This is a genomic window from Jejubacter calystegiae, assembly GCF_005671395.1.
In the GTDB taxonomy this organism is placed as follows: Bacteria; Pseudomonadota; Gammaproteobacteria; order Enterobacterales; family Enterobacteriaceae; genus Jejubacter; species Jejubacter calystegiae.
In genome coordinates this window covers 4,987,824-5,008,243 of record NZ_CP040428.1, presented here as the reverse complement: position 1 = coordinate 5,008,243, position 20,420 = coordinate 4,987,824, and the positions used below count along the sequence as shown (strand labels likewise).

General features: G+C 56.6%; 21 protein-coding genes. 17 read left to right on the top strand and 4 right to left on the bottom strand.

Annotation, left to right across the window (positions count from 1 at the left end; genetic code table 11):
- Positions 1-88: 88 nt before the first annotated feature.
- From trmJ to sseB, 11 genes are all read left to right on the top strand, one after another.
- Positions 89-835: a tRNA (cytosine(32)/uridine(32)-2'-O)-methyltransferase TrmJ gene (trmJ, locus tag FEM41_RS23515; RefSeq protein WP_138098910.1), complete on the top strand. Its 747-nt coding sequence runs from the start codon at positions 89-91 to the stop codon at positions 833-835.
- Positions 836-961: 126 nt separating this feature from the next.
- Entirely contained in the window at positions 962-1,450 is a 489-nt protein-coding gene (iscR, locus tag FEM41_RS23510; protein WP_138098909.1) for a Fe-S cluster assembly transcriptional regulator IscR, read from the top strand.
- Between the two features lie 114 nt (positions 1,451-1,564).
- The gene (gene iscS / locus FEM41_RS23505) at positions 1,565-2,779 is read left to right on the top strand and encodes a cysteine desulfurase (protein ID WP_138098908.1); all 1,215 of its coding nucleotides are present in this window, start codon (positions 1,565-1,567) and stop codon (positions 2,777-2,779) included.
- A gap of 28 nt (positions 2,780-2,807) precedes the next feature.
- Positions 2,808-3,194, top strand: coding sequence for a Fe-S cluster assembly scaffold IscU (gene iscU / locus FEM41_RS23500; RefSeq protein WP_138098907.1), 387 nt, complete (start codon positions 2,808-2,810; stop codon positions 3,192-3,194).
- 19 nt (positions 3,195-3,213) lie between these two features.
- Positions 3,214-3,537, top strand: a complete 324-nt coding sequence (gene iscA / locus FEM41_RS23495) for an iron-sulfur cluster assembly protein IscA (RefSeq protein ID WP_138098906.1) — start codon at positions 3,214-3,216, stop codon at positions 3,535-3,537.
- Between the two features lie 77 nt (positions 3,538-3,614).
- Positions 3,615-4,130: a co-chaperone HscB gene (hscB, locus tag FEM41_RS23490; protein WP_138098905.1), complete on the top strand. Its 516-nt coding sequence runs from the start codon at positions 3,615-3,617 to the stop codon at positions 4,128-4,130.
- A 15-nt stretch (positions 4,131-4,145) separates the two neighbouring features.
- A complete protein-coding gene (gene hscA, locus FEM41_RS23485) occupies positions 4,146-5,996 on the top strand; it encodes a Fe-S protein assembly chaperone HscA (protein ID WP_138098904.1) in 1,851 nt (616 codons plus the stop codon).
- A gap of 1 nt (position 5,997) precedes the next feature.
- Positions 5,998-6,333 carry an ISC system 2Fe-2S type ferredoxin gene (fdx, locus tag FEM41_RS23480; RefSeq protein WP_138098903.1) on the top strand — a complete coding sequence of 112 codons (336 nt, stop codon included), beginning with the start codon at positions 5,998-6,000 and terminating at the stop codon, positions 6,331-6,333.
- A 13-nt stretch (positions 6,334-6,346) separates the two neighbouring features.
- Positions 6,347-6,547 (top strand): Fe-S cluster assembly protein IscX, encoded by a 201-nt coding sequence (gene iscX, locus FEM41_RS23475; RefSeq protein ID WP_138098902.1) that lies wholly within the window; start codon positions 6,347-6,349, stop codon positions 6,545-6,547.
- Between the two features lie 61 nt (positions 6,548-6,608).
- Positions 6,609-7,895, top strand: a complete 1,287-nt coding sequence (gene pepB / locus FEM41_RS23470; RefSeq protein ID WP_138098901.1) for an aminopeptidase PepB — start codon at positions 6,609-6,611, stop codon at positions 7,893-7,895.
- Positions 7,896-8,024: 129 nt separating this feature from the next.
- Positions 8,025-8,801 carry an enhanced serine sensitivity protein SseB gene (gene sseB, locus FEM41_RS23465; protein ID WP_138098900.1) on the top strand — a complete coding sequence of 259 codons (777 nt, stop codon included), beginning with the start codon at positions 8,025-8,027 and terminating at the stop codon, positions 8,799-8,801.
- A 39-nt stretch (positions 8,802-8,840) separates the two neighbouring features.
- On the opposite strand, the gene sseA is transcribed toward sseB, so the two are convergent.
- The 4 genes from sseA to FEM41_RS23445 form a co-directional block, all read right to left on the bottom strand.
- Positions 8,841-9,689 (bottom strand): 3-mercaptopyruvate sulfurtransferase, encoded by an 849-nt coding sequence (gene sseA / locus FEM41_RS23460; protein ID WP_138098899.1) that lies wholly within the window; start codon positions 9,687-9,689, stop codon positions 8,841-8,843.
- Between the two features lie 141 nt (positions 9,690-9,830).
- A complete protein-coding gene (locus FEM41_RS23455; RefSeq protein WP_138098898.1) occupies positions 9,831-11,015 on the bottom strand; it encodes an amidohydrolase in 1,185 nt (394 codons plus the stop codon).
- A complete protein-coding gene (locus FEM41_RS23450) occupies positions 11,008-12,252 on the bottom strand; it encodes a Zn-dependent hydrolase (protein ID WP_138098897.1) in 1,245 nt (414 codons plus the stop codon). Before FEM41_RS23450 ends, FEM41_RS23455 begins: the two co-directional genes overlap by 8 nt.
- Positions 12,253-12,256: 4 nt before the next feature.
- The gene (locus tag FEM41_RS23445) at positions 12,257-13,480 is read right to left on the bottom strand and encodes a hypothetical protein (protein WP_138098896.1); all 1,224 of its coding nucleotides are present in this window, start codon (positions 13,478-13,480) and stop codon (positions 12,257-12,259) included.
- A gap of 497 nt (positions 13,481-13,977) precedes the next feature.
- On the opposite strand from FEM41_RS23445, the gene ndk reads away from it, so the two are divergent.
- The 6 genes from ndk to FEM41_RS23415 all read left to right on the top strand — a co-directional run bounded on the left by ndk (position 13,978) and on the right by FEM41_RS23415 (position 20,419).
- Positions 13,978-14,409, top strand: a complete 432-nt coding sequence (gene ndk, locus FEM41_RS23440) for a nucleoside-diphosphate kinase (RefSeq protein ID WP_138098895.1) — start codon at positions 13,978-13,980, stop codon at positions 14,407-14,409.
- A 175-nt stretch (positions 14,410-14,584) separates the two neighbouring features.
- A complete protein-coding gene (rlmN, locus tag FEM41_RS23435) occupies positions 14,585-15,751 on the top strand; it encodes a dual-specificity RNA methyltransferase RlmN (RefSeq protein ID WP_138098894.1) in 1,167 nt (388 codons plus the stop codon).
- A 418-nt stretch (positions 15,752-16,169) separates the two neighbouring features.
- The gene (gene rodZ / locus FEM41_RS23430; protein ID WP_138098893.1) at positions 16,170-17,213 is read left to right on the top strand and encodes a cytoskeleton protein RodZ; all 1,044 of its coding nucleotides are present in this window, start codon (positions 16,170-16,172) and stop codon (positions 17,211-17,213) included.
- 40 nt (positions 17,214-17,253) lie between these two features.
- The gene (gene ispG, locus FEM41_RS23425; protein WP_138098892.1) at positions 17,254-18,372 is read left to right on the top strand and encodes a flavodoxin-dependent (E)-4-hydroxy-3-methylbut-2-enyl-diphosphate synthase; all 1,119 of its coding nucleotides are present in this window, start codon (positions 17,254-17,256) and stop codon (positions 18,370-18,372) included.
- 116 nt (positions 18,373-18,488) lie between these two features.
- Positions 18,489-19,763 carry a histidine--tRNA ligase gene (gene hisS, locus FEM41_RS23420; protein ID WP_138098891.1) on the top strand — a complete coding sequence of 425 codons (1,275 nt, stop codon included), beginning with the start codon at positions 18,489-18,491 and terminating at the stop codon, positions 19,761-19,763.
- 35 nt (positions 19,764-19,798) lie between these two features.
- Positions 19,799-20,419, top strand: coding sequence for a YfgM family protein (locus FEM41_RS23415; RefSeq protein ID WP_138098890.1), 621 nt, complete (start codon positions 19,799-19,801; stop codon positions 20,417-20,419).
- The last annotated feature ends 1 nt before the right edge of the window (position 20,420 follow it).

Genomic DNA, 20,420 nt, shown 5'->3' with positions numbered 1-20,420 from the left:
AACGGGCGGAGTATAGCAGAGGGTTCGGAATGTGTCTTCGCTTTATGGTAGGATCGCCTGTAAAACCTGATTATTAGTCCAAAGGCATATGCTGCAGAATATTCGAATCGTACTGGTGGAGACCTCTCACACCGGCAATATGGGCTCGGTCGCCCGTGCTATGAAGACCATGGGCCTGACCAATCTCTGGCTGGTGAATCCGCTGGTGAAGCCGGATTCCCAGGCGATTGCGCTGGCGGCTGGCGCCAGCGATGTGATTGGCGATGCGCGCATCGTTGATAGCCTGGACGAAGCTCTGAGCGGCTGTAGCCTGGTCGTGGGCACCAGCGCCCGTTCCCGAACGCTCCCCTGGCCGATGCTCGACCCCCGCGAATGCGGCGTAAAAAGCGTTGAAGAGGCGCAGCACGCGCCGGTGGCGCTGGTTTTTGGCCGTGAACGCGTTGGCCTGACCAACGATGAACTGCAGAAGTGCCACTACCACGTGGCGATCCCCGCTAATCCGGAATACAGCTCCCTTAACCTGGCCATGGCGGTACAGGTTATCTCTTACGAAGTCCGTATGGCGGCGCTTGCTGCTGCTGAGCAGACGGCACCGGAACCGGGTGATGAAACACCTTATCCGCTGGTTGACGATCTGGAACGCTTTTATGGCCACCTGGAGCAGGTGCTGCTGGGAACTGGTTTTATTCGCGCCAACCATCCGGGGCAGGTGATGAACAAGCTGCGCCGTCTGTTCACCCGTGCCCGTCCGGAAAGCCAGGAATTGAACATCCTGCGCGGGATTCTCTCTTCGATGGAAGAGGGGAATAAAGGGAAGCCGCAGAATCAGAAATAGTTGAGTGTTTTACCTGGGTAAATAGTTGACCAAATTACTCAGGAATGTCAGACTTGTGCCGCTATGTAAAAACTATATCTATGGTAAACCCCCGGGTCGAGGGGCATTTTTGAGGTTAAGTAAGACATGAGACTGACATCAAAAGGGCGCTATGCCGTGACCGCAATGCTGGACGTTGCACTCAACTCCGAAGCGGGCCCGGTACCGTTGGCTGATATTTCTGAGCGGCAGGGAATCTCGCTCTCATACCTGGAGCAGTTGTTCTCCCGCCTGCGTAAGAATGGTCTGGTGGCCAGCGTGCGTGGACCGGGGGGCGGTTACCTGCTAGGTAAAGAAGCCGGCAGTATCGCGGTGGGCGAAGTGATCAGTGCCGTTGACGAATCCGTCGACGCTACGCGTTGCCAGGGTAAGGGCGGCTGTCAGGGCGGCGATAAGTGTCTGACGCACGCGCTGTGGCGCGATCTGAGCGATCGCCTGACTGGCTTCCTGAACAATATTACGCTGGGTGAGCTGGTGAACAACCAGGAAGTGCTGGACGTTTCTGACCGCCAGCAGAATGACTCTCATCGCAGCAGCCGCGCACAGGATGCTATCGATCTGAAACTGCGCGCTTAGTACCAGAATAACGATATTCAGAATCAGGACGGGGCGCATCGAGTGACTGGCCGTACGTCCCCGCCAGCCCGACCTGATTCTTTGCATTGAAGTGATGTACGGAGCTTAAGAGCAATGAAATTACCGATTTACCTCGATTATTCTGCGACCACGCCGGTGGATCCGCGCGTCGCAGAAAAAATGATGCAATTCTTAACGATGGACGGAACCTTCGGTAACCCGGCATCCCGCTCCCACCGTTTTGGCTGGCAGGCCGAAGAGGCGGTCGATATCGCCCGTAATCAGATTGCCGATCTGATTGGCGCCGATCCGCGTGAAATCGTCTTCACCTCCGGTGCAACCGAATCTGATAACCTGGCGCTGAAAGGTGCGGCCAACTTCTATCAGAAAAAAGGCAAGCACATCATTACCTGCAAGACCGAGCACAAAGCGGTGCTGGACACCTGCCGTCAGCTGGAGCGTGAAGGCTTTGAGGTCACTTACCTTGCCCCGAAAAGCAACGGTATTATCGATCTGAAAGATCTGGAAGCGGCGATGCGTGACGACACCATCCTGGTTTCCATCATGCACGTGAACAACGAAATCGGCGTGGTGCAGGACATTGCCACCATCGGCGAAATGTGTCGTTCCCGCGGTATCATCTTTCACGTTGACGCCACTCAGAGCGTAGGTAAACTGCCTATCGACCTGAGCCAGCTTAAAGTGGATCTGATGTCTTTCTCCGGCCATAAAATCTACGGCCCGAAAGGGATCGGCGGTCTGTACGTTCGCCGTAAGCCGCGTATCCGCATCGAAGCGCAGATGCACGGCGGCGGTCACGAGCGCGGCATGCGTTCCGGCACTCTGCCGGTACACCAGATCGTTGGCATGGGTGAAGCCTACCGCATCGCGAAAGAAGAGATGGAGACCGAAATGGCCCGTCTGCGCGGTCTGCGTGCTCGCCTGTGGGACGGCCTGAAAGATATTGAAGAAGTTTACCTGAACGGCGACCTGGAACAGGGCGCGCCGAACATCCTGAACGTCAGCTTCAACTATGTTGAAGGCGAATCGCTGATTATGGCCCTGAAAGATCTGGCCGTCTCTTCCGGTTCCGCCTGTACGTCCGCCAGCCTGGAGCCTTCCTATGTGCTGCGCGCGCTTGGGCTGAATGACGAGCTGGCTCACAGCTCCATCCGCTTCTCTCTGGGGCGTTTCACGACTGAAGAAGAGATCGATTACACCATCGAGCTGGTGCGTAAATCCATCGGCCGTCTGCGTGACCTTTCTCCGCTGTGGGAAATGTTCAAACAGGGCGTTGATCTGGACAGCATCGAGTGGGCTGCGCATTAATCGATTTCGGACGTAAGGAGTATTTAACATGGCATACAGTGAAAAAGTCATTGATCACTACGAGAACCCGCGTAACGTTGGGTCCTTCGACAACAGCGACCAGAACGTGGGCAGCGGCATGGTCGGCGCGCCGGCCTGTGGCGACGTGATGAAACTGCAGATTAAAGTTAACGGTGAAGGCGTGATTGAAGACGCCCGCTTTAAGACTTACGGCTGCGGCTCCGCTATCGCTTCCAGCTCTCTGGTGACCGAGTGGGTCAAAGGGAAAACCCTGGACGAAGCGCAGGCGATTAAAAACACCGATATTGCGGACGAGCTGGAACTGCCGCCGGTGAAAATTCACTGCTCGATTCTCGCGGAAGACGCTATCAAAGCGGCCATCGCGGACTATAAAAGCAAACGTGAAGCAGAATAATTTTTTTTGAGGTTGTGATATGTCGATTACCCTTAGCGATAGCGCTGCTGCGCGCGTAAACACTTTTCTTGCCAATCGCGGCAAAGGGTTTGGCCTGCGCCTTGGCGTGCGCACTTCAGGCTGTTCCGGTATGGCCTATGTACTGGAGTTTGTCGATAGCCCCGCCGATGATGACGTGGTGTTTGAAGACAAGGGCGTGAAGGTGGTGATCGACGGTAAGAGCCTGAGTTTTCTGGACGGCACGCAGCTCGACTTCGTGAAAGAAGGGCTGAACGAAGGCTTTAAATTTACCAACCCCAACGTGAAGGATGAGTGCGGTTGCGGCGAAAGCTTCAACGTCTGATTCGGCCTCTTCTCTGACTGCCCCACCACCTTCCCGGTGCGTGGGGCAGTGCTTTACTTCGCTAACCCGGAACGGATATGGATTACTTCACCCTCTTTGGGCTGCCGGTTCGCTTTGAGCTCGAAAGCCGCACTCTGGCTGCCCGCTATCAGGAGCTGCAGCGCAAGTTCCACCCGGATAACTACGCCAGCCGCCCGGAAGCTGAACAGCTTCAGGCCGTGACCCAGTCAGCCACCATCAACCAGGCCTGGCAGACCCTGCGCCATCCGCTCCCCCGCGCTGAATATATACTGTCGCTGCACGGTTATGACCTGGCAAATGAGCAGCAGACGGTGCGCGACACCGCCTTTCTGATGGAGCAGCTGGAACTGCGCGAAGAGCTGGACGATATCGAACAGGCCCGTGATGAAGCGCGGCTCGAGGCGTTTATCGCTCGCCTGAACGCAACGATCAAAACCCGCAGCGAACAGATGGTTCAGGAACTGGATAGCGAAGTCTGGGATCAGGCTGCGGATACCGTGCGTAAGCTGCGTTTTCTCGATAAACTGCGGAGCACAACAGAACAACTCGAAGAGAAGCTGCTCGATTTTTAATTCTGGAAGCTTAACATGGCCTTATTACAAATTAGTGAGCCCGGCCTGAGTAGCGCGCCGCACCAGCGCAAGTTGGCGGCAGGCATCGATCTGGGGACCACCAATTCGCTGGTGGCCACGGTGCGCAGCGGGCTAACCGAAACACTGGCGGATTGCTACGGGCGCCATCTGCTGCCCTCTGTGGTGAATTATCAGCAACAGAGCCTTATCGTTGGCCAGGAAGCGCGCGCGCTGGCGGCGCAGGATCCTGTTAATACCATCAGTTCCGTTAAACGCCTGATGGGGCGCTCGCTGACGGATATTCAGAGCCGCTACCCTCATCTTCCTTATCGTCTGCATGCCAGTGTTAACGGCCTGCCGATGATCGATACCGCCGCCGGTGTGGTTAATCCGGTGCGGGTTTCCGCCGATATTCTGAAAGCCCTGGCCGATCGCGCTCGTGAAGCGCTGGCGGGGGAGCTGGACGGCGTAGTCATTACCGTTCCCGCCTATTTCGACGACGCCCAGCGTCAGGGCACGAAAGACGCTGCCCGTCTGGCGGGTCTTCACGTTCTGCGCCTGCTGAATGAACCTACTGCCGCGGCCATTGCTTACGGCCTGGATTCCGGCAAAGAGGGGATTATCGCCGTCTACGACCTGGGGGGCGGCACCTTTGATATTTCGGTGCTGCGCCTGAGTCGCGGCGTCTTTGAAGTGCTGGCGACCGGCGGCGACTCCGCGCTGGGTGGTGATGACTTCGATAATCTGCTGGCCGACTGGCTGCGCGAGCAGGCCGGGGTTAGCGACCGTCAGGATGCGACGCTACAGCGTCAGTTACTGGATGCCGCCACCGCTGCCAAAATCGCCCTGAGCGATGCGGATAGCGTGGCAGTCGATGTCGCAGGCTGGCGCGGTAACGTCACCCGTGAACAGCTTAACGAACTGATTGCGCCGCTGGTTAAGCGTACGCTGCTCTCCTGCCGCCGCGCCCTGAAAGATGCGGGCGTTGACGCGCAGGAAGTGCTGGAAGTGGTGATGGTTGGTGGCTCTACCCGGGTACCGCTGGTGCGCGACAGGGTGGGTGAATTCTTTGGCCGCGAACCTCTGACTTCCATCGACCCGGATAAAGTGGTCGCTATCGGCGCCGCGATTCAGGCCGATATCCTGGTGGGCAACAAGCCGGACAGCGAAATGCTGCTGCTTGATGTTATTCCGCTCTCGCTGGGGCTGGAAACCATGGGCGGTCTGGTGGAGAAAGTGATTCCACGTAACACCACCATTCCGGTCGCCCGCGCTCAGGAGTTCACCACCTTTAAGGATGGTCAGACCGCTATGGCGATTCACGTGCTGCAGGGCGAGCGCGAACTGGTGCAGGACTGCCGTTCGCTGGCGCGCTTTTCGCTGCGCGGGATCCCGGCTATGCCGGCAGGCGGCGCCCATATCCGCGTCACCTTCCAGGTGGATGCCGACGGCCTGCTGAGCGTCACCGCGATGGAAAAATCCACCGGCGTGGAAGCCTCAATTCAGGTGAAACCTTCCTATGGTCTGAGCGACAGCGAAATCGCCGATATGATCAAAGACTCCATGGCTCATGCCGGCGAGGATGTTCAGGCCCGTATGCTGGCTGAACAGAAGGTGGAAGCCGCACGGGTGCTGGAAAGCCTGCACAGCGCGCTGGCCGCCGATGGCGAGCTGCTGAGCGACCAGGAGCGCGGAACCATTGAACAGAGCGCGGCCCATTTGCGCACTGTTGCCGCGGGCGACGATGTCGACGCAATTAAAGAAGCCATTAAAACGATAGACAAACAGACCCAGGAGTTTGCCGCGCGCCGGATGGATCTCTCCATTCGTAAAGCGCTCAAAGGCCACTCTGTGGATGAGGTTTAATATGCCAAAGATTGTTTTTCTGCCCCATCAGGATCTCTGCCCGGATGGCGTGGTTGTGGAAGTCGAAGCTGGAGAAACTATTCTTGATGCCGCGCTGCGCAACGGTATTGAGATTGAGCATGCCTGTGAGAAATCCTGCGCCTGCACCACCTGTCACTGCATCGTACGAGAAGGTTTTGACTCGCTGGATGAGAGTAGCGAAGAAGAAGATGACATGCTGGATAAAGCATGGGGACTGGAGCCGGAAAGCCGCCTTGGCTGCCAGGCAAAGGTCACCAGCGAAGATCTGGTAGTGGAAATTCCGCGTTACACAATTAACCATGCCCGCGAGCACTAACGGGGATAGAGTGATGGCATTAAAATGGACCGACAGTCGGGAGATTGGCGAGGCGCTGTACGACAGCCGCCCGGACATCGACCCGAAAACCGTGCGTTTCACCGATCTGCATCAGTGGATTTGTGAACTGGAAGAGTTCGACGACGACCCTCAGGCCTCAAACGAAAAGATTCTTGAGGCGATACTGCTGGTCTGGCTGGACGAAGCGGATTAAGACAACGGGCTGCCAGAAGGCGGCCCGTTTCGATCCAGAACGAAAAAAGAAGGAGTTCAGGATGAGTGAAGCGATGAATATTACCCTTTCCACACAACCGGCCGACGCGCGCTGGGGCGAAAAAGCCAGCTTCAGCATCGGTAATGACGGCATCACCCTGCATCTGAACGGCAAAGAAGATCTGATTCTGATTCAGCGCGCCGCGCGCAAAATTGACGGACAGGGTTTTAAACGGGTGCGCCTGGCCGGTGAAGGATGGGACCTGGAGAAAAGCTGGGCCTTCTGGATGGGCTACCGGGGTCCGAAAGGGGAGCGTAAGGTTGAATGGGCCGAACTGGACGAGGCTTCGCAGCGCGAGCTGGAAAGTCGCCTGAAAATTATCGACTGGGTACGCGACACCATTAACCTGCCGGCGGAAGATTTGGGGCCGTCTCAGTTGACTCAGCGGTCCGTCGACCTGCTGAATGACGTGGGCGGCGAGCAGATTAGCTACCGTATCATTCGTGGCGAAGATCTGCGTGAGCAGGGCTATACCGGGATCCATACCGTGGGTCGCGGCTCCGAGCGTTCGTCCGCGTTGCTGACGCTGGACTACAACCCAACCGGTGATGAAAATGCGCCGGTCTACGCCTGTCTGGTCGGCAAAGGGATTACCTTTGATTCCGGCGGCTACAGCATTAAGCCCAGCGCATTTATGGACTCCATGAAGTCCGATATGGGCGGTGCCGCGCTGGCGACCGGCGCGCTGGCCTTTGCGATTACCCGCGGCCTTAAGCGCCGCGTGAAGCTGTTCCTGTGCTGCGCGGACAATATGATCAGCGGCAACGCCATGAGGCTTGGCGATATTATCAGCTACCGTAACGGCAAGCGGGTTGAGGTGATGAATACCGATGCCGAAGGGCGCCTGGTGCTGGCGGACGGCCTGATCGACGCCTGTCGTGAAAAACCGGCGCTGATCGTTGACTGCGCCACCCTGACCGGCGCTGCCAAGACCGCGCTCGGCAATGATTATCACGCGCTGCTGAGCTTTGACGATGCGCTGGTTGAGCGCCTGATGGCAAGCGCCCGGGCCGAAAACGAAGCGTTCTGGCGCCTGCCGCTGGCGGAACTGCACCGCAGCCAGTTGCCGTCTAACTTTGCGGATATGAGCAACACCGGTAACGCTGCCTGCCCGGCGGGCGCCAGTACTGCGGCGGGTTTCCTGTCGCACTTTGTTGAAGAATACCAACAGGGCTGGCTGCATATCGACTGTTCGGCCACTTACCGTAAATCGGCGGTGGATCTATGGGCGGCGGGCGCTACCGGTATTGGCGTTCGTACCCTGGCGAATCTGTTGACCGCGGAGTAAAGATTTGCCCCTCACCCTGACCCTCTCCCCAGAGGGGAGAGGGGATAAAGAGCCACAACCGGCTCCCTCTCCCTTCGGGAGAGGGATGGGGTGAGGGTAAGGGGAAAAATAAATCATTCGGAAAACCCTATGTCAGAAAATAATAATCAACTGGAAACCCTGCTGGCGCAGGCCGCCACCGAACCGGCGTACCGCCCGGCCTTTTTCCGCACCCTGCTGGAGTCCAGCGTTTGGGTGCCGGGTTCTGCTGTGGAAGAAGGCGCTTTCTCTGCCGATTCCGCCGTTGACCTCCATCACTGGGAGAAATCCGACGGCACATCGGTGATCCCCTTTTTTACCTCGCTACAGACTCTTGAACAGGCGGCCCGGGATGAACAGCCTTTTGTGGTGATGCCAGCGCGGACGCTGTTTGAGATGACCACCGGCGAGACGCTGTTTCTGAATGCCAGGCTTGAGACCGGCAAAGAATTTTCCCCTCAGGAGATCCGCCATCTGCTGAGCCAGGAGGGCGATCCGCTCAGCCAACAGCAGGTGCTGGAAGGGGGCGAGGCGCTACTGCTTTCTGAAATCGCCCAGCCGCCGCAGCAGATGCTCGATTCACTCGCGACGCTGTTTAAAACCATGAAGACGGTGAAGCGGGCGTTTATCTGTTCCCTGAAAGAGCAGGCCCAGGACGAACCGGTATTGCTGATTGGCATTGAGGCTGAAGGGGAGCTCGAGTCGATTATCCAGGCGGCAGGCAGCGTGGCGATAGATACGTTACCGGGAGACGAGCCGGTGGATATCTGCCAGGTGCAGGAAGGTCAGGGGGGGATCAGCCGCTTTATGATTGCCCATTTAGCGCCTTTCTATGAGCGCCGCTGGGGCAGCTTCCTGCGTGATTTTAAGGACCGCCGTATTCTGTGAAACAAACGACCCGGTCATTCAGGCCGGATCGTTTTGCCGTCAGGCGTCGGGGGCTACCGGCAGATCGTCGCGACTGCCCCATTCGCTCCAGGCGCCGTCATACAGGCGCAGATCCTGAGCACCCAGTTCGGTAAGAGCCAGTAGCACCACGGCTGCGGTCACGCCTGAGCCACAGCTGGCAATCACCGGGCGTTGCGGGTCGATTCCCTGCTGTGCAAACAGCGCGCGCAGCGCTTCGGGGCTTTTCAGCGCTCCCTGCTCGACAAGAGACCCCCAGGGCATATTCAACGAGCCGGGAATATGGCCGCGTTTCAGGCCCGGTCGGGGCTCATCCACTTCGCCGTTAAAACGCGCTGCCGGGCGGGCATCCACCACCTGAGCCCCCCCTTCGTGGCTGGCGAGCAACACTTCGGTCAGCCGGGCAACGACGTGGGTGTCGAACTCCGCATTGAATTCGCCCTCTTCGGGGGCCGCTACGGCACCGCTCTGTAACGGACGCTGCTCCGCCTGCCAGCCAGCGAGACCGCCAGCCAGAATCGACACCTTACGGGCGCCGAAACTTTTCAGCATCCACCAGGCGCGGGGGGCCGAGAAGAGATCGCCCTCGTCATAGACCACAAGATGGCGATCGTCGTGAACGCCCAGCTCGCGCATGGCGACGGCGAAGCCTTCCGGGCGCGGCATCATATGCGGCAGGGAAGAGGTGTGATCGGACAGGGCTTCGATATCAAAAAACAGGGCGCCGGGCAGGTGGCCCGCGCGGTATTCGCCGGGAACGTCCCGGTGTTCCTGGCCCGGGGGCGCCATGCGGGCATCCAGAATCTGAATTTCTGGGTCATTGATATGTTCTGCAAGCCATTCGCTTGCAACGAAAAGAGACGTACACATGATTGCGTCCTCGCGCCATTACTCGTGTTGAAATTGTTAAATTTTTTTATCCGTTCAACAAGCGCATTTACAGCGTTGCGCGAGATGGCGCAAGAATTAGCGGGAAAATACGCTCCCGGAATCGGGAGCGTGAAAGGGGGCTCAGAATGAATCCTGATGCAGATAGCGCCAGGCATATTGCGCATAAAGCTCCGCACCGGTAGCCATAGCGTCTTCATCGATATTAAAACAGCCGTGATGGTGCGCGAAGTCAGAGCCTTTTTGCGGACAGCCGCAGCCGACCAGCGCGAAACAACCCGGTGCTTTTTCCATATAGAAACTGAAATCTTCACCGCCGGTGGTGGGACGTTCGGTCATGAGCGCCGCATCGCCAAAGGCGTCGCAGATCACCGATTGGGCCAACAGCGCGCTACGCTCTTCGTTTATCACAGGCAGCGTACCGTAGGTGTAATCTACCTGCGCGCTGGCGCCGTAGATGGCGGCAGTATGTTCGGCATAGCGTTCGATGGCGGTTTTCAGACGTTCGCGGGTTTCCAGGGTGAAGCAACGAACGGTGCCATCCAGCACGGCATTTTCCGCGATGACATTAAAGCGTGTACCGACTTCCATTTTACCGATGGTTACGACGGCGGAATCCTGTGCGGCCGTTTCGCGGGAAACGATGGATTGCAGGTTCATTACGAATGAAGAGGCAACCACCGCAGCATCGACGCAGGCTTCCGGCATGGAGCCATGGCCGCCGCGTCCTTTAAACGAAACCTTAAGCAGGTCAGCAGAGGCGAAGGATGAACCCACTTTACAGGAGACCTTACCGGAGGGCATCTGGCTCCAGATATGGATGCCAAAGACATTATCCACGCCTTCCATGGCTCCCTGATTGACCATTTCTCTGGCGCCTTCGGCGATTTCTTCCGCGGGCTGGAAAATCAGGCGGACATTGCCGGGAAGCTGGCTGCGAATGCTATTCAGCGCAGCGGCTGCGCTGAGCAGCATCGCGGTATGGGCATCGTGACCACAGGCGTGCATTTTCCCCGGAGTATGGGATTTGTAGCTCAGGTCATCATTAAGTTCCAGTATCGGCAGTGCGTCCATATCGGCGCGCAGTCCCACTGTTTTCCCGGGTTTACCACCCTGAATTTCGGCAATAATTCCGGTGGGTGTTGTGAGTCGGTAGGGTATGCCGAGTTCGTCGAGAGCTTTAGCGATCTGTTGGGTGGTGCGTATCTCTTCCCATGGCAGTTCAGGATGGGCGTGCAGATCGCGGCGAAAATCTATCATCTGATGCTGGTGCGCTTTAATAAATGCCGCAATGGCTGGGTTAGTCATGGTTTTTGGCCTCTGTCATTGCTTTAACCGTGTGGAAGATAACTTCTACGCCTTTGGCTATTTGTTCTGCATCCGTCCACTCATCGGGATGGTGACTGAGTCCATCACGGCTGGGGACAAAGATGAGCCCGGTTGGTGCCAGTCCCGCGAAGACCATGGCGTCGTGCCCGGCGCCGCTGACCATGGTTCTGCGGCTATAGCCAAGCCTGTCGCACTGTTGCTCCAGACTGTGGACAATCTCTGACGCCATGGGGGTAGGGGCAATGTACAGCGTTTGTTCAACTGCCGCAGTGATGCCCTGGTTTGCCTGCTGGTTGATAGCTTCCCGGGTCTGGTCGATAACCTGGCGCAGTTTCCGCTCATCACGTGAACGAATATCTACGGAAAACACGACCTGATGGGGAATAACGTTGGCGCCGTTAGGGTGGACCCGAAGCTTACCGACGGTTGCCACGGTCGCATCCCCGGCCTGGCGGGCGAAATCTCCCACCTGGCTGATGATATGGCTGGCAGCGAGAAGTGCATCCTGGCGTTTGTCCATCGGGGTTGTGCCCGCGTGGCCTGCCTTGCCGGTAAGCGTCACGCTAAGCTGGGTCATTCCGACAACCACATCGACAATACCGATATCGGTGCCGGTTTGTTCTAGCACCGGTCCCTGTTCAATATGTAATTCAATAAAGGCTTTGAGTGATTCAGGAGTGCGAACCACGCTGGAGACATCCTGGGGGGCATAACCGGCTTCTGACATGCGTTGGGCTGCGCTGATACCCGTGCTGTCATGCAGGCTTTCCAGCATCTGAGAAGAAATATGACCGGCCATGGCAGAGGATGCCAGCAGGCCACGTTCGAAGCTGGCGCCTTCTTCTTCTACCAGTGCGACGACTTCCAGCGGGTAATGCGGAGACAGACCCTGTTCATTAAATAATGTGGCGATTTCCAACGCCATAATCACACCGGCCGCACCGTCAAAGGCTCCACCATGGGGAACCGTGTCAAAATGGGAACCAATCATGACCGAAGGGAGATCGGCTCGGGTACCAGGCAGTGTACCGATAACGTTGCCTATGGCGTCTTCGCGAACCTGAAGTCCCGCCTGTTCCATCTGCTGGCATAGCCAGGCGCGTGCGGCGTGGGCCTGCGGACTGTAACTCATACGAGTGATACCCTGACCTGGCGTGGCGTTAAATTCGGCCAGTTCATCAAGAAATCGCCTAATGCGGGAAGCGCAAACTTTCATCGTTTTATCCTGTTATCGGGGTAATGTAGCTAACCAGAATACCGGCCAGCACAACAGAAACCATGGTGACGGAAATAAAACCACCGACCAGCATCGGGCCCAGCATATGGTGAGTTAATACCTCCCGCTCTTTTGCATCCCGGGTCAGGGAGTTAATGGCTTCGTTGGTAATAATATAGTCCGCCGGAAAGCCGTACAGAGCTGTCAGTGAAATGGCGAAGGCCATCGGCATATTAACGCCAAGTAATTTGCCGACCAGCCATGAAACAATAAACATACCTATCACCGCAGTAGTAATCAGCACCAGCATCGGGTAAATCAAACGTAACAGCATTTCCGGCGTTGCTTTATTTAGCGTGTCGAAAATAAATAACATCAACCCCATAACGGCGAAGCCAAAGCCATTTGCTTTCTGAAGTGTTTGACGCTCAAGAAAACCGAATGACGTGAAAATGACGCCGAATAACAGGCAGAGTACAAAAGGGCTAATGCTCACCAGCGGGGCGCAGAGATCGGAAACCCACCAGGCCAGAAAACCGACGAAGGCCAGACGCAGGAATTTAAAGTAGCTGGTATTATACTGGGCCGGAAAGGCGTTGAAGAAACGTGGCATTTCCTCTTCACCCGCGACAGTTGTGGTCTGTACCTTATTCGGCTCTGTCTGGAGTGAGTATTCTTTCCATTCACCGCGACGATACTTTTCCAGTACGTGACGGCCTTCTCGCTGTAGCATAATCGCGGTAAGAGGGTAACCCGCAAAGCCCTGCATGACGTAAATCAAGATAGCGAAGACAGACAGATCGACCAGCCCAGCTTCGGCGGCACCTTTGGACATGATTAACGAAGAAACGATGCCGCCAACCAGCGGAGGAATCGTCACCAGTGCAGTGTTCATGTCGAATAACACCATGCAGACGGCAAATACGGCAATAGCGATGCCTGCGATACCGGCAAGGGCGATCACCACCATTTTCCACTGTTTAGCTAACTCGCGCAGGGACAGCAAAGTTCCCATGTTGGTAATAAGCAAATACATTAGCATTACTGCAATGGCTGGTGTGATTCCGGCCTGACTGATGATATCCGCCGGGAAAAAGGTCCAGTAACCCACCAGGAATAGAACTGCGCAGACGAATACCGACGGTATCCAGGCTTTTGAACGCGTAGAGACGATATCGCCGATATAAAGTATTGCAATAATAATAACGAGTGCGACCATCTGATTCATTGGCAACTTCCATTGTTTTTTATGCTGTCAGGGGATGAGTGCGTTGCCATAATACAATAATTTCCAGAACATTCACGATATGTTATTTCGGGGGTGCCCGGTGTCGTGGTTGAAAATAAGATTATAATATTGGTTTTTTCAGTAACACCTGGTGTTTTATTCTGGGTGTTTTGATTATCCTGGTAATTAATTGTGGTGTTTTGAATAAAGTGTTACGGCGTTTTCTTATGACCTTCCAGCCAGCGGTTCTGGAACGAAGCCACCGGAGAATGTAACGCTCAGGGAGGCATTACCCGTTCAGGACGCGGCAGGCAGCAGGAGATAGACGCAGCTTTACGGAGAACGGGTTAGTGCTCCAGGATGTTGCCGAACATTGTTTCTTTTTAAAAAAATGTTGCCTTTTCCCGTAGGCAACGCCGTGATAGCTCTTTATAATCCTGCGCCAGGCATTACCGGGGGACCCGGTGTAAAACAGAACAACATCATAAGAGGTTATCATGGCTATTGAACGTACGTTTTCCATCATCAAGCCCAACGCGGTGGCGAAAAACGTAATTGGCAGCATCTTTGCTCGCTTTGAGACGGCTGGGCTGAAAATTGTGGGTACCAAAATGCTACATCTGACCGTTGAGCAGGCGCGCGGTTTTTACGCTGAACACGACGGTAAGCCGTTTTTTGACGGCCTGGTTGAATTCATGACTTCTGGCCCGATCGTGGTTACCGCACTGGAAGGTGAGAGCGCCGTGCGTCGTCACCGTGAAATCTTGGGCGCCACCAACCCGGCGGACGCGCTGGCCGGTACCCTGCGCGCCGACTACGCCGACAGCTTTACCGAAAACGGCACTCATGGTTCTGATTCCGTAGAGTCTGCGGCCCGCGAGATCGCCTTCTTCTTCGGTGAAGGCGAAGTCTGCGCCCGTACCCGCTAAGGGAATCTATTAAGCGGCGCTTACACTTTATTTCCCGGCAGCTGCTTGCAGCCGTGGAATCTGCGCCACAGAATTTGTACAATGCTGCGCCCCTGGAGGCTGAATGCTTCCCGGGGCGCTTCTTTTTTTAACCCGCCAGGGGCCATAACGTGTAACAACGAGGCCGGAAAAAATTATGTCAGAGCAAATTGTCACCCCCGCAGTTGCATCCGCTGCCGATACTGCTAACAACGAAAAAATTAACCTGCTGGATCTCACCCGCCAGCAGATGCGTGAGTTTTTTGTCGAGATGGGCGAAAAACCGTTCCGCGCCGATCAGGTCATGAAGTGGATCTACCACTACTGTAGCGATGACTTCGATGAGATGACCGATATCAACAAGGTGCTGCGCGGCCGCCTGAAGGCGGTAGCGGAAATCCGCGCGCCGGAGGTGGTTGAAGAGCAACGCTCTTCGGATGGCACGATAAAATGGGCGATTCTGGTCGGCGGTCAGCGAGTTGAAACCGTTTATATTCCGGAAGAAGATCGCGCCACGCTTTGCGTCTCTTCTCAGGTGGGTTGCGCGCTGGAATGCAAATTCTGCTCCACCGCGCAGCAGGGCTTTAACCGTAACCTGCGGGTATCGGAGATTATTGGTCAGGTATGGCGCGCGGCGAAAATTATTGGCGCCGCTAAAGTGACCGGTCAGCGCCCCATAACCAACGTGGTGATGATGGGGATGGGTGAGCCGCTGCTAAATCTGACCAATGTGGTACCGGCTATGGAGATCATGCTGGATGACTTCGGCTTCGGGCTTTCCAAACGTCGCGTGACCATCTCCACCTCCGGCGTGGTACCGGCGCTGGATAAGCTGGGCGATATGATCGACGTGGCGCTGGCGATTTCGCTGCATGCCCCGACCGATGAGATCCGCAACGAGATCATGCCCATCAACAAAAAATATAATATCGAGACCTTCCTGGACTCAGTCCGCCGTTATCTGGAAAAATCTAACGCTAATCAGGGTCGCGTGACTATCGAGTATGTCATGCTCGATCATATCAACGACGGTACCGAACACGCGCATCAGCTGGCGGAATGCCTGAAGGACACTCCGTGCAAAATTAACCTGATTCCATGGAACCCCTTCCCGGGGGCGCCCTACGGTCGCAGCTCTAACAGCCGTATCGACCGCTTCTCGAAGGTGCTGATGGGCTATGGTTTCACCACCATCGTTCGTAAGACCCGCGGTGATGATATCGATGCCGCCTGCGGCCAGCTGGCGGGCGAAGTTATCGACCGTACCAAGCGTACTCTGCGTAAGCGTATGCAGGGTGAAGCCATCGACGTTAAAAGCGTCTGATGCATTTGCCGCCCGCACCGGGCGGCGAAAATTCCGCTTTTCGCGATATCATCCAGGATTATGAGTCGCGAAGTGATAATTACGGTGCGTTTTTTCACGCTTTAAGGCAGTATGTAACGGCACAACAACAGTTTAGCCGCGTTAAAGTGGACAACTTTTGTGTACTGAGACCGGACAGGCGAGAAAAAGCTGTCTATGGTTAAGAAACCCGGCGCTAATATACCTGGCGCAAACGGTCGGTTCCGCAGATGGCGGAGTCGATACAACGGGAATAGCGCGGCGGCGAAGCCCGGTTGCGCAGAGATCTTTCGCGGCGCAGGACTAGCGCGAAGAGCGCAATAGTTGCCCTGAATGAAATACGGGGAATTCCAGTCGGCGCCAGTTACTTAATTCGAACCGTACCAGCAGTTGTAGCTAAATGAATACAGAAGCCACTAACGAACAGAATGCAGCACAAAGTACGGGCGAACGTTTGCGTAACGCCCGTGAACAACTTGGACTGAGCCAGCAGACGGTGGCTGAAAGACTGTGTCTTAAAGTCTCTACCGTTCGCGATATCGAAGAGGATAAATCCCCTTCGGACCTGGCCTCTACCTTCCTGCGCGGTTACATCCGTTCCTATGCGCGACTGGTGCATATTCCGGAAGACGAACTGCTGCCTATGATGGAAAAGCAGGCGCCGCTCAGAACCTCTAAAGTACAGCCGATGCAGAGCTTTTCGCTGGGCAAACGCCGTAAAAAGCGCGATGGCTGGTTAATGAGTTTTACCTGGCTGGTGCTTTTTGTGGTGGTCGGCCTTACCGGCGCCTGGTGGTGGCAGAATCACAAAGCGCAGCAGGAAGAGATTACCTCGATGGCGGATCAGCCCGTCACCAACCAAAGCGATGACGGTTCCCAGTCAGTACCGCTGGATACCGGTAGCGCCAACGATAGCGCGACGCCGACCGACAATAGCGCCAGCGCCGTTCAGAACAACACGCCGGCAGCGACCGCGCAGCAGGCTCCGCAGACTCAGCCGGAAAGCGCACCTCAGGCTACGCAACAGCCCGCCAGCCCGGCGGATAATAACGCCGTTGTGGCGCCGAGCCAAGCGAACGTAGACCAGACAGCGGGCCAGCAGCAGGCGCCTGCCAACGCGCAGGATCCGAACGCAACGACGGCTGGCCAGGGTCAGCTGCCGACCGATGCTGCGGGCGTAACGCCGCCGCCTGCCGATCCTAATGCGATCGTCATGAATTTTAATGCTGACTGCTGGCTGGAAGTCAGGGATGCTACCGGTAAGAAGCTGTTCAGCGGGATGCAGCGCAAAGACGGAAGTCTGAATCTGGCGGGCCAGCCGCCGTACCGCCTGAAAATTGGCGCACCGGCCGCCGTTCAGATCCAGTATCAGGGTAAACCCGTCGATCTGAGCCGCTTTATCAGAACTAACCAGGTTGCACGTTTCACACTGAACGCCGAATAATCGGCGTTCCGTTCCGAAGCCTGCATGACAGAGAAGTAGCATGAACCACGAATCCCCTATCCGGCGCAGGAAGTCGAAGCGCATCTACGTCGGAAATGTTCCTATCGGCGATGGCGCCCCCATCGCCGTACAGTCCATGACTAACACCCGCACCACCGATGTGGCGGCGACGGTTAATCAGATCCAGGCGCTGGAGCGCGTTGGCGCCGATATCGTGCGCGTTTCCGTGCCGACCATGGATGCGGCAGAAGCCTTTAAGCAGATCAAACAGCAGGTGCAGATCCCGCTGGTGGCCGACATTCACTTCGACTACCGCATCGCCCTGAAAGTAGCGGAATACGGCGTGGACTGCCTGCGTATCAACCCGGGTAATATCGGTAACAACGAGCGTATTCGTCAGGTAGTGGACTGCGCTCGTGATAAAAATATCCCGATCCGCATCGGTGTTAACGCCGGATCGCTGGAAAAAGATCTGCAGGAAAAATATGGCGAACCGACTCCGCAGGCGCTGCTGGAATCGGCGATGCGCCATGTGGATCATCTGGATAAGCTCAATTTCGATCAGTTTAAGGTGAGCGTGAAGGCTTCCGATGTCTTCCTGGCTGTAGAAGCTTATCGCCTGCTGGCCAAAGCTATCGATCAGCCTCTGCACCTGGGGATCACCGAAGCGGGCGGCGCCCGTAGCGGTTCGGTGAAATCCGCGATCGGCCTGGGAATGCTGCTGGCTGAAGGGATCGGCGATACGCTGCGCGTTTCGCTGGCGGCGGATCCGGTGGAAGAGATCAAAGTGGGCTTCGATATTCTGAAGTCGCTGCGGATCCGCGCTCGCGGGATCAACTTTATCGCCTGTCCGACCTGCTCGCGTCAGGAGTTCGACGTGATCGGCACCGTCAATGCCCTGGAGCAGCGGCTGGAAGATATCATCACCCCGATGGATGTTTCGATCATCGGCTGCGTGGTTAACGGCCCAGGAGAAGCGCTGGTATCCACCCTTGGCGTGACCGGGGGCAGCAAGAAGAGCGGCTTCTATGAAGACGGTAAGCGTAGCGATCGTCTGGACAACGACGATATGGTCGATCAGCTGGAAGCGAAGATTCGCGCCCGGGCAGCCATGATGGACGAAAGCAAACGCATTGACGTTCATCAGCTGGAAAAATAAAGCAAACTGGGAAGCGGCGCGCTTCCCGTGTATGATTGAACCCGCAAAGGCGCTCACGAACTTTCGGAGCCGCCGGAACCGGGTTCATTTTTTGTATAAGAGAACAGAGAACTAACGTGGCAAAGAATATTCAAGCCATCCGCGGCATGAACGATTACCTGCCGGAGGAGACCGCGCTCTGGCAGCGTATTGAAGGCATCCTGAAGCAGGTGCTCGCCAGCTACGGCTATAGCGAAATTCGTACACCGATTGTAGAGCAGACCCCGTTATTCAAGCGCGCCATCGGTGAAGTGACCGACGTGGTTGAAAAAGAGATGTATACCTTTGAGGATCGCAACGGCGACAGCCTGACCCTGCGTCCCGAAGGCACCGCGAGCTGCGTTCGCGCCGGCATCGAGCATGGTCTGCTGTACAATCAGGAGCAGCGCCTGTGGTATATCGGGCCGATGTTCCGCCACGAGCGTCCCCAGAAAGGGCGCTATCGTCAGTTCCACCAGATCGGCGCGGAAGTGTTTGGTCTGGCCGGTCCGGATATCGATGCCGAGCTGATTATGCTGACCGCCCGTTGGTGGCGCGAGCTGGGCATTGAACAGCACGTGAGCCTGGAGCTGAACTCCATTGGTTCTACCGAAGCGCGGGCCCGCTATCGCGAAGCGTTGATCGCCTTCCTGGAGCAGCATAAAGAGACGCTGGATGAAGACAGCCAGCGTCGGATGTACACCAACCCGCTGAGGGTGTTGGATTCTAAAAACGCGCAGGTTCAGGCATTGCTTGACGATGCGCCCCAGCTTGGCGACTACCTGGATGACGAGTCCCGCGAACATTTCGCCGGGCTGTGCGCTTATCTGGATGCCGCTGGCATCAGCTACACCGTGAACCAGCGTCTGGTGCGCGGGCTTGACTACTACAACCGCACCGTTTTTGAATGGGTGACCACCAGTCTGGGCTCCCAGGGAACGGTATGCGCCGGTGGCCGCTACGACGGTCTGGTAGAGCAACTGGGTGGCCGAAGCGCGCCGGGTGTCGGCTTTGCCATGGGCCTGGAGCGCCTGGTGCTGCTGGTTCAGGCGGTTAATCCTGAATTTAAAGCGAATTCCGTTGTCGATATTTATCTGGTCTCTTCGGGAAGCGGCACCCAGGCTCCGGCTATGCTGCTGGCGGAGCAGGTGCGCGACCGTCTGCCGGGGTGCCGGTTGATGACCAACTACGGCGGCGGTAACTTTAAGAAACAGTTCGCCCGCGCCGACAAGTGGGGCGCCAGCGTAGCGCTGGTGCTGGGCGAGGACGAGGTAGCCAATGGCAATGTGGTGGTGAAGGATCTGCGCTCCGGCGAGCAGCAGACCGTACCGCAGAGCGACGTGGCCGCCCATGTGCAGACGTTGCTGGGCTAATCCCCGGCAATAAGGCGTGAAGGAGTAAGGACTGCGTGGAAATTTACGAGAACGAACACGACCAGGTCGACGCGGTAAAACGCTTTTTTGCCAATAATGGCAAAGCGTTGGCCGTTGGCGTGGTGATTGGCATTGGCGCCCTGATCGGCTGGCGCTTCTGGAGTAGCCACCAAACGGAATCGGCCATGGGGGCATCTCAAGCCTATGAGCGCGCTATTTCCGGCGCCCAGGCAGGCAAGCCTGATTCGCTGGAAGCTGCCGGCAAATTCGTCACGGATAACAAAAACGCTTATGGGGCGCTGGCGGCCCTGAACCTGGCGCAGAAATACGCCCAGGACAACGACCTGCCGAAAGCGGCGGCTCAGCTGCAGCAGGGGCTTTCCGCCACGAAGGACGCCAACCTGCAGGCGTTGATTAACCTGCGTCTGGCGCGGGTGCAGATCCAACAGAAGCAGGCGGATGCCGCGCTGAAGTCGCTGGATACCATTAAGGGCGAAGGCTGGTCTGCGATTGTGGCCGATCTGCGCGGTGATGCGCTGCTCAGTAAGGGCGATAAGCAGGGGGCTCGCGAAGCCTGGAGTAAAGGGGTTTCCAGCCAGGCATCTCCGGCGCTGCGTGAAACCATGCAAATGAAAATAAACAACTTGTCCAGCTAAG

Coding starts and splice junctions, on each gene's coding strand:
- FEM41_RS23455 (WP_138098898.1), bottom strand. CDS start 11,015: ATGACTAACCCAGCCATTGCGGCATTTATTAAAGCGCACCAGCATCAG.
- iscA (WP_138098906.1), top strand. CDS start 3,214: ATGTCGATTACCCTTAGCGATAGCGCTGCTGCGCGCGTAAACACTTTT.
- iscU (WP_138098907.1), top strand. CDS start 2,808: ATGGCATACAGTGAAAAAGTCATTGATCACTACGAGAACCCGCGTAAC.
- ndk (WP_138098895.1), top strand. CDS start 13,978: ATGGCTATTGAACGTACGTTTTCCATCATCAAGCCCAACGCGGTGGCG.
- hscB (WP_138098905.1), top strand. CDS start 3,615: ATGGATTACTTCACCCTCTTTGGGCTGCCGGTTCGCTTTGAGCTCGAA.
- iscX (WP_138098902.1), top strand. CDS start 6,347: ATGGCATTAAAATGGACCGACAGTCGGGAGATTGGCGAGGCGCTGTAC.
- fdx (WP_138098903.1), top strand. CDS start 5,998: ATGCCAAAGATTGTTTTTCTGCCCCATCAGGATCTCTGCCCGGATGGC.
- hscA (WP_138098904.1), top strand. CDS start 4,146: ATGGCCTTATTACAAATTAGTGAGCCCGGCCTGAGTAGCGCGCCGCAC.
- sseA (WP_138098899.1), bottom strand. CDS start 9,689: ATGTGTACGTCTCTTTTCGTTGCAAGCGAATGGCTTGCAGAACATATC.
- iscR (WP_138098909.1), top strand. CDS start 962: ATGAGACTGACATCAAAAGGGCGCTATGCCGTGACCGCAATGCTGGAC.
- FEM41_RS23445 (WP_138098896.1), bottom strand. CDS start 13,480: ATGAATCAGATGGTCGCACTCGTTATTATTATTGCAATACTTTATATC.
- ispG (WP_138098892.1), top strand. CDS start 17,254: ATGAACCACGAATCCCCTATCCGGCGCAGGAAGTCGAAGCGCATCTAC.
- rodZ (WP_138098893.1), top strand. CDS start 16,170: ATGAATACAGAAGCCACTAACGAACAGAATGCAGCACAAAGTACGGGC.
- FEM41_RS23450 (WP_138098897.1), bottom strand. CDS start 12,252: ATGAAAGTTTGCGCTTCCCGCATTAGGCGATTTCTTGATGAACTGGCC.
- iscS (WP_138098908.1), top strand. CDS start 1,565: ATGAAATTACCGATTTACCTCGATTATTCTGCGACCACGCCGGTGGAT.
- sseB (WP_138098900.1), top strand. CDS start 8,025: ATGTCAGAAAATAATAATCAACTGGAAACCCTGCTGGCGCAGGCCGCC.
- rlmN (WP_138098894.1), top strand. CDS start 14,585: ATGTCAGAGCAAATTGTCACCCCCGCAGTTGCATCCGCTGCCGATACT.
- pepB (WP_138098901.1), top strand. CDS start 6,609: ATGAGTGAAGCGATGAATATTACCCTTTCCACACAACCGGCCGACGCG.
- trmJ (WP_138098910.1), top strand. CDS start 89: ATGCTGCAGAATATTCGAATCGTACTGGTGGAGACCTCTCACACCGGC.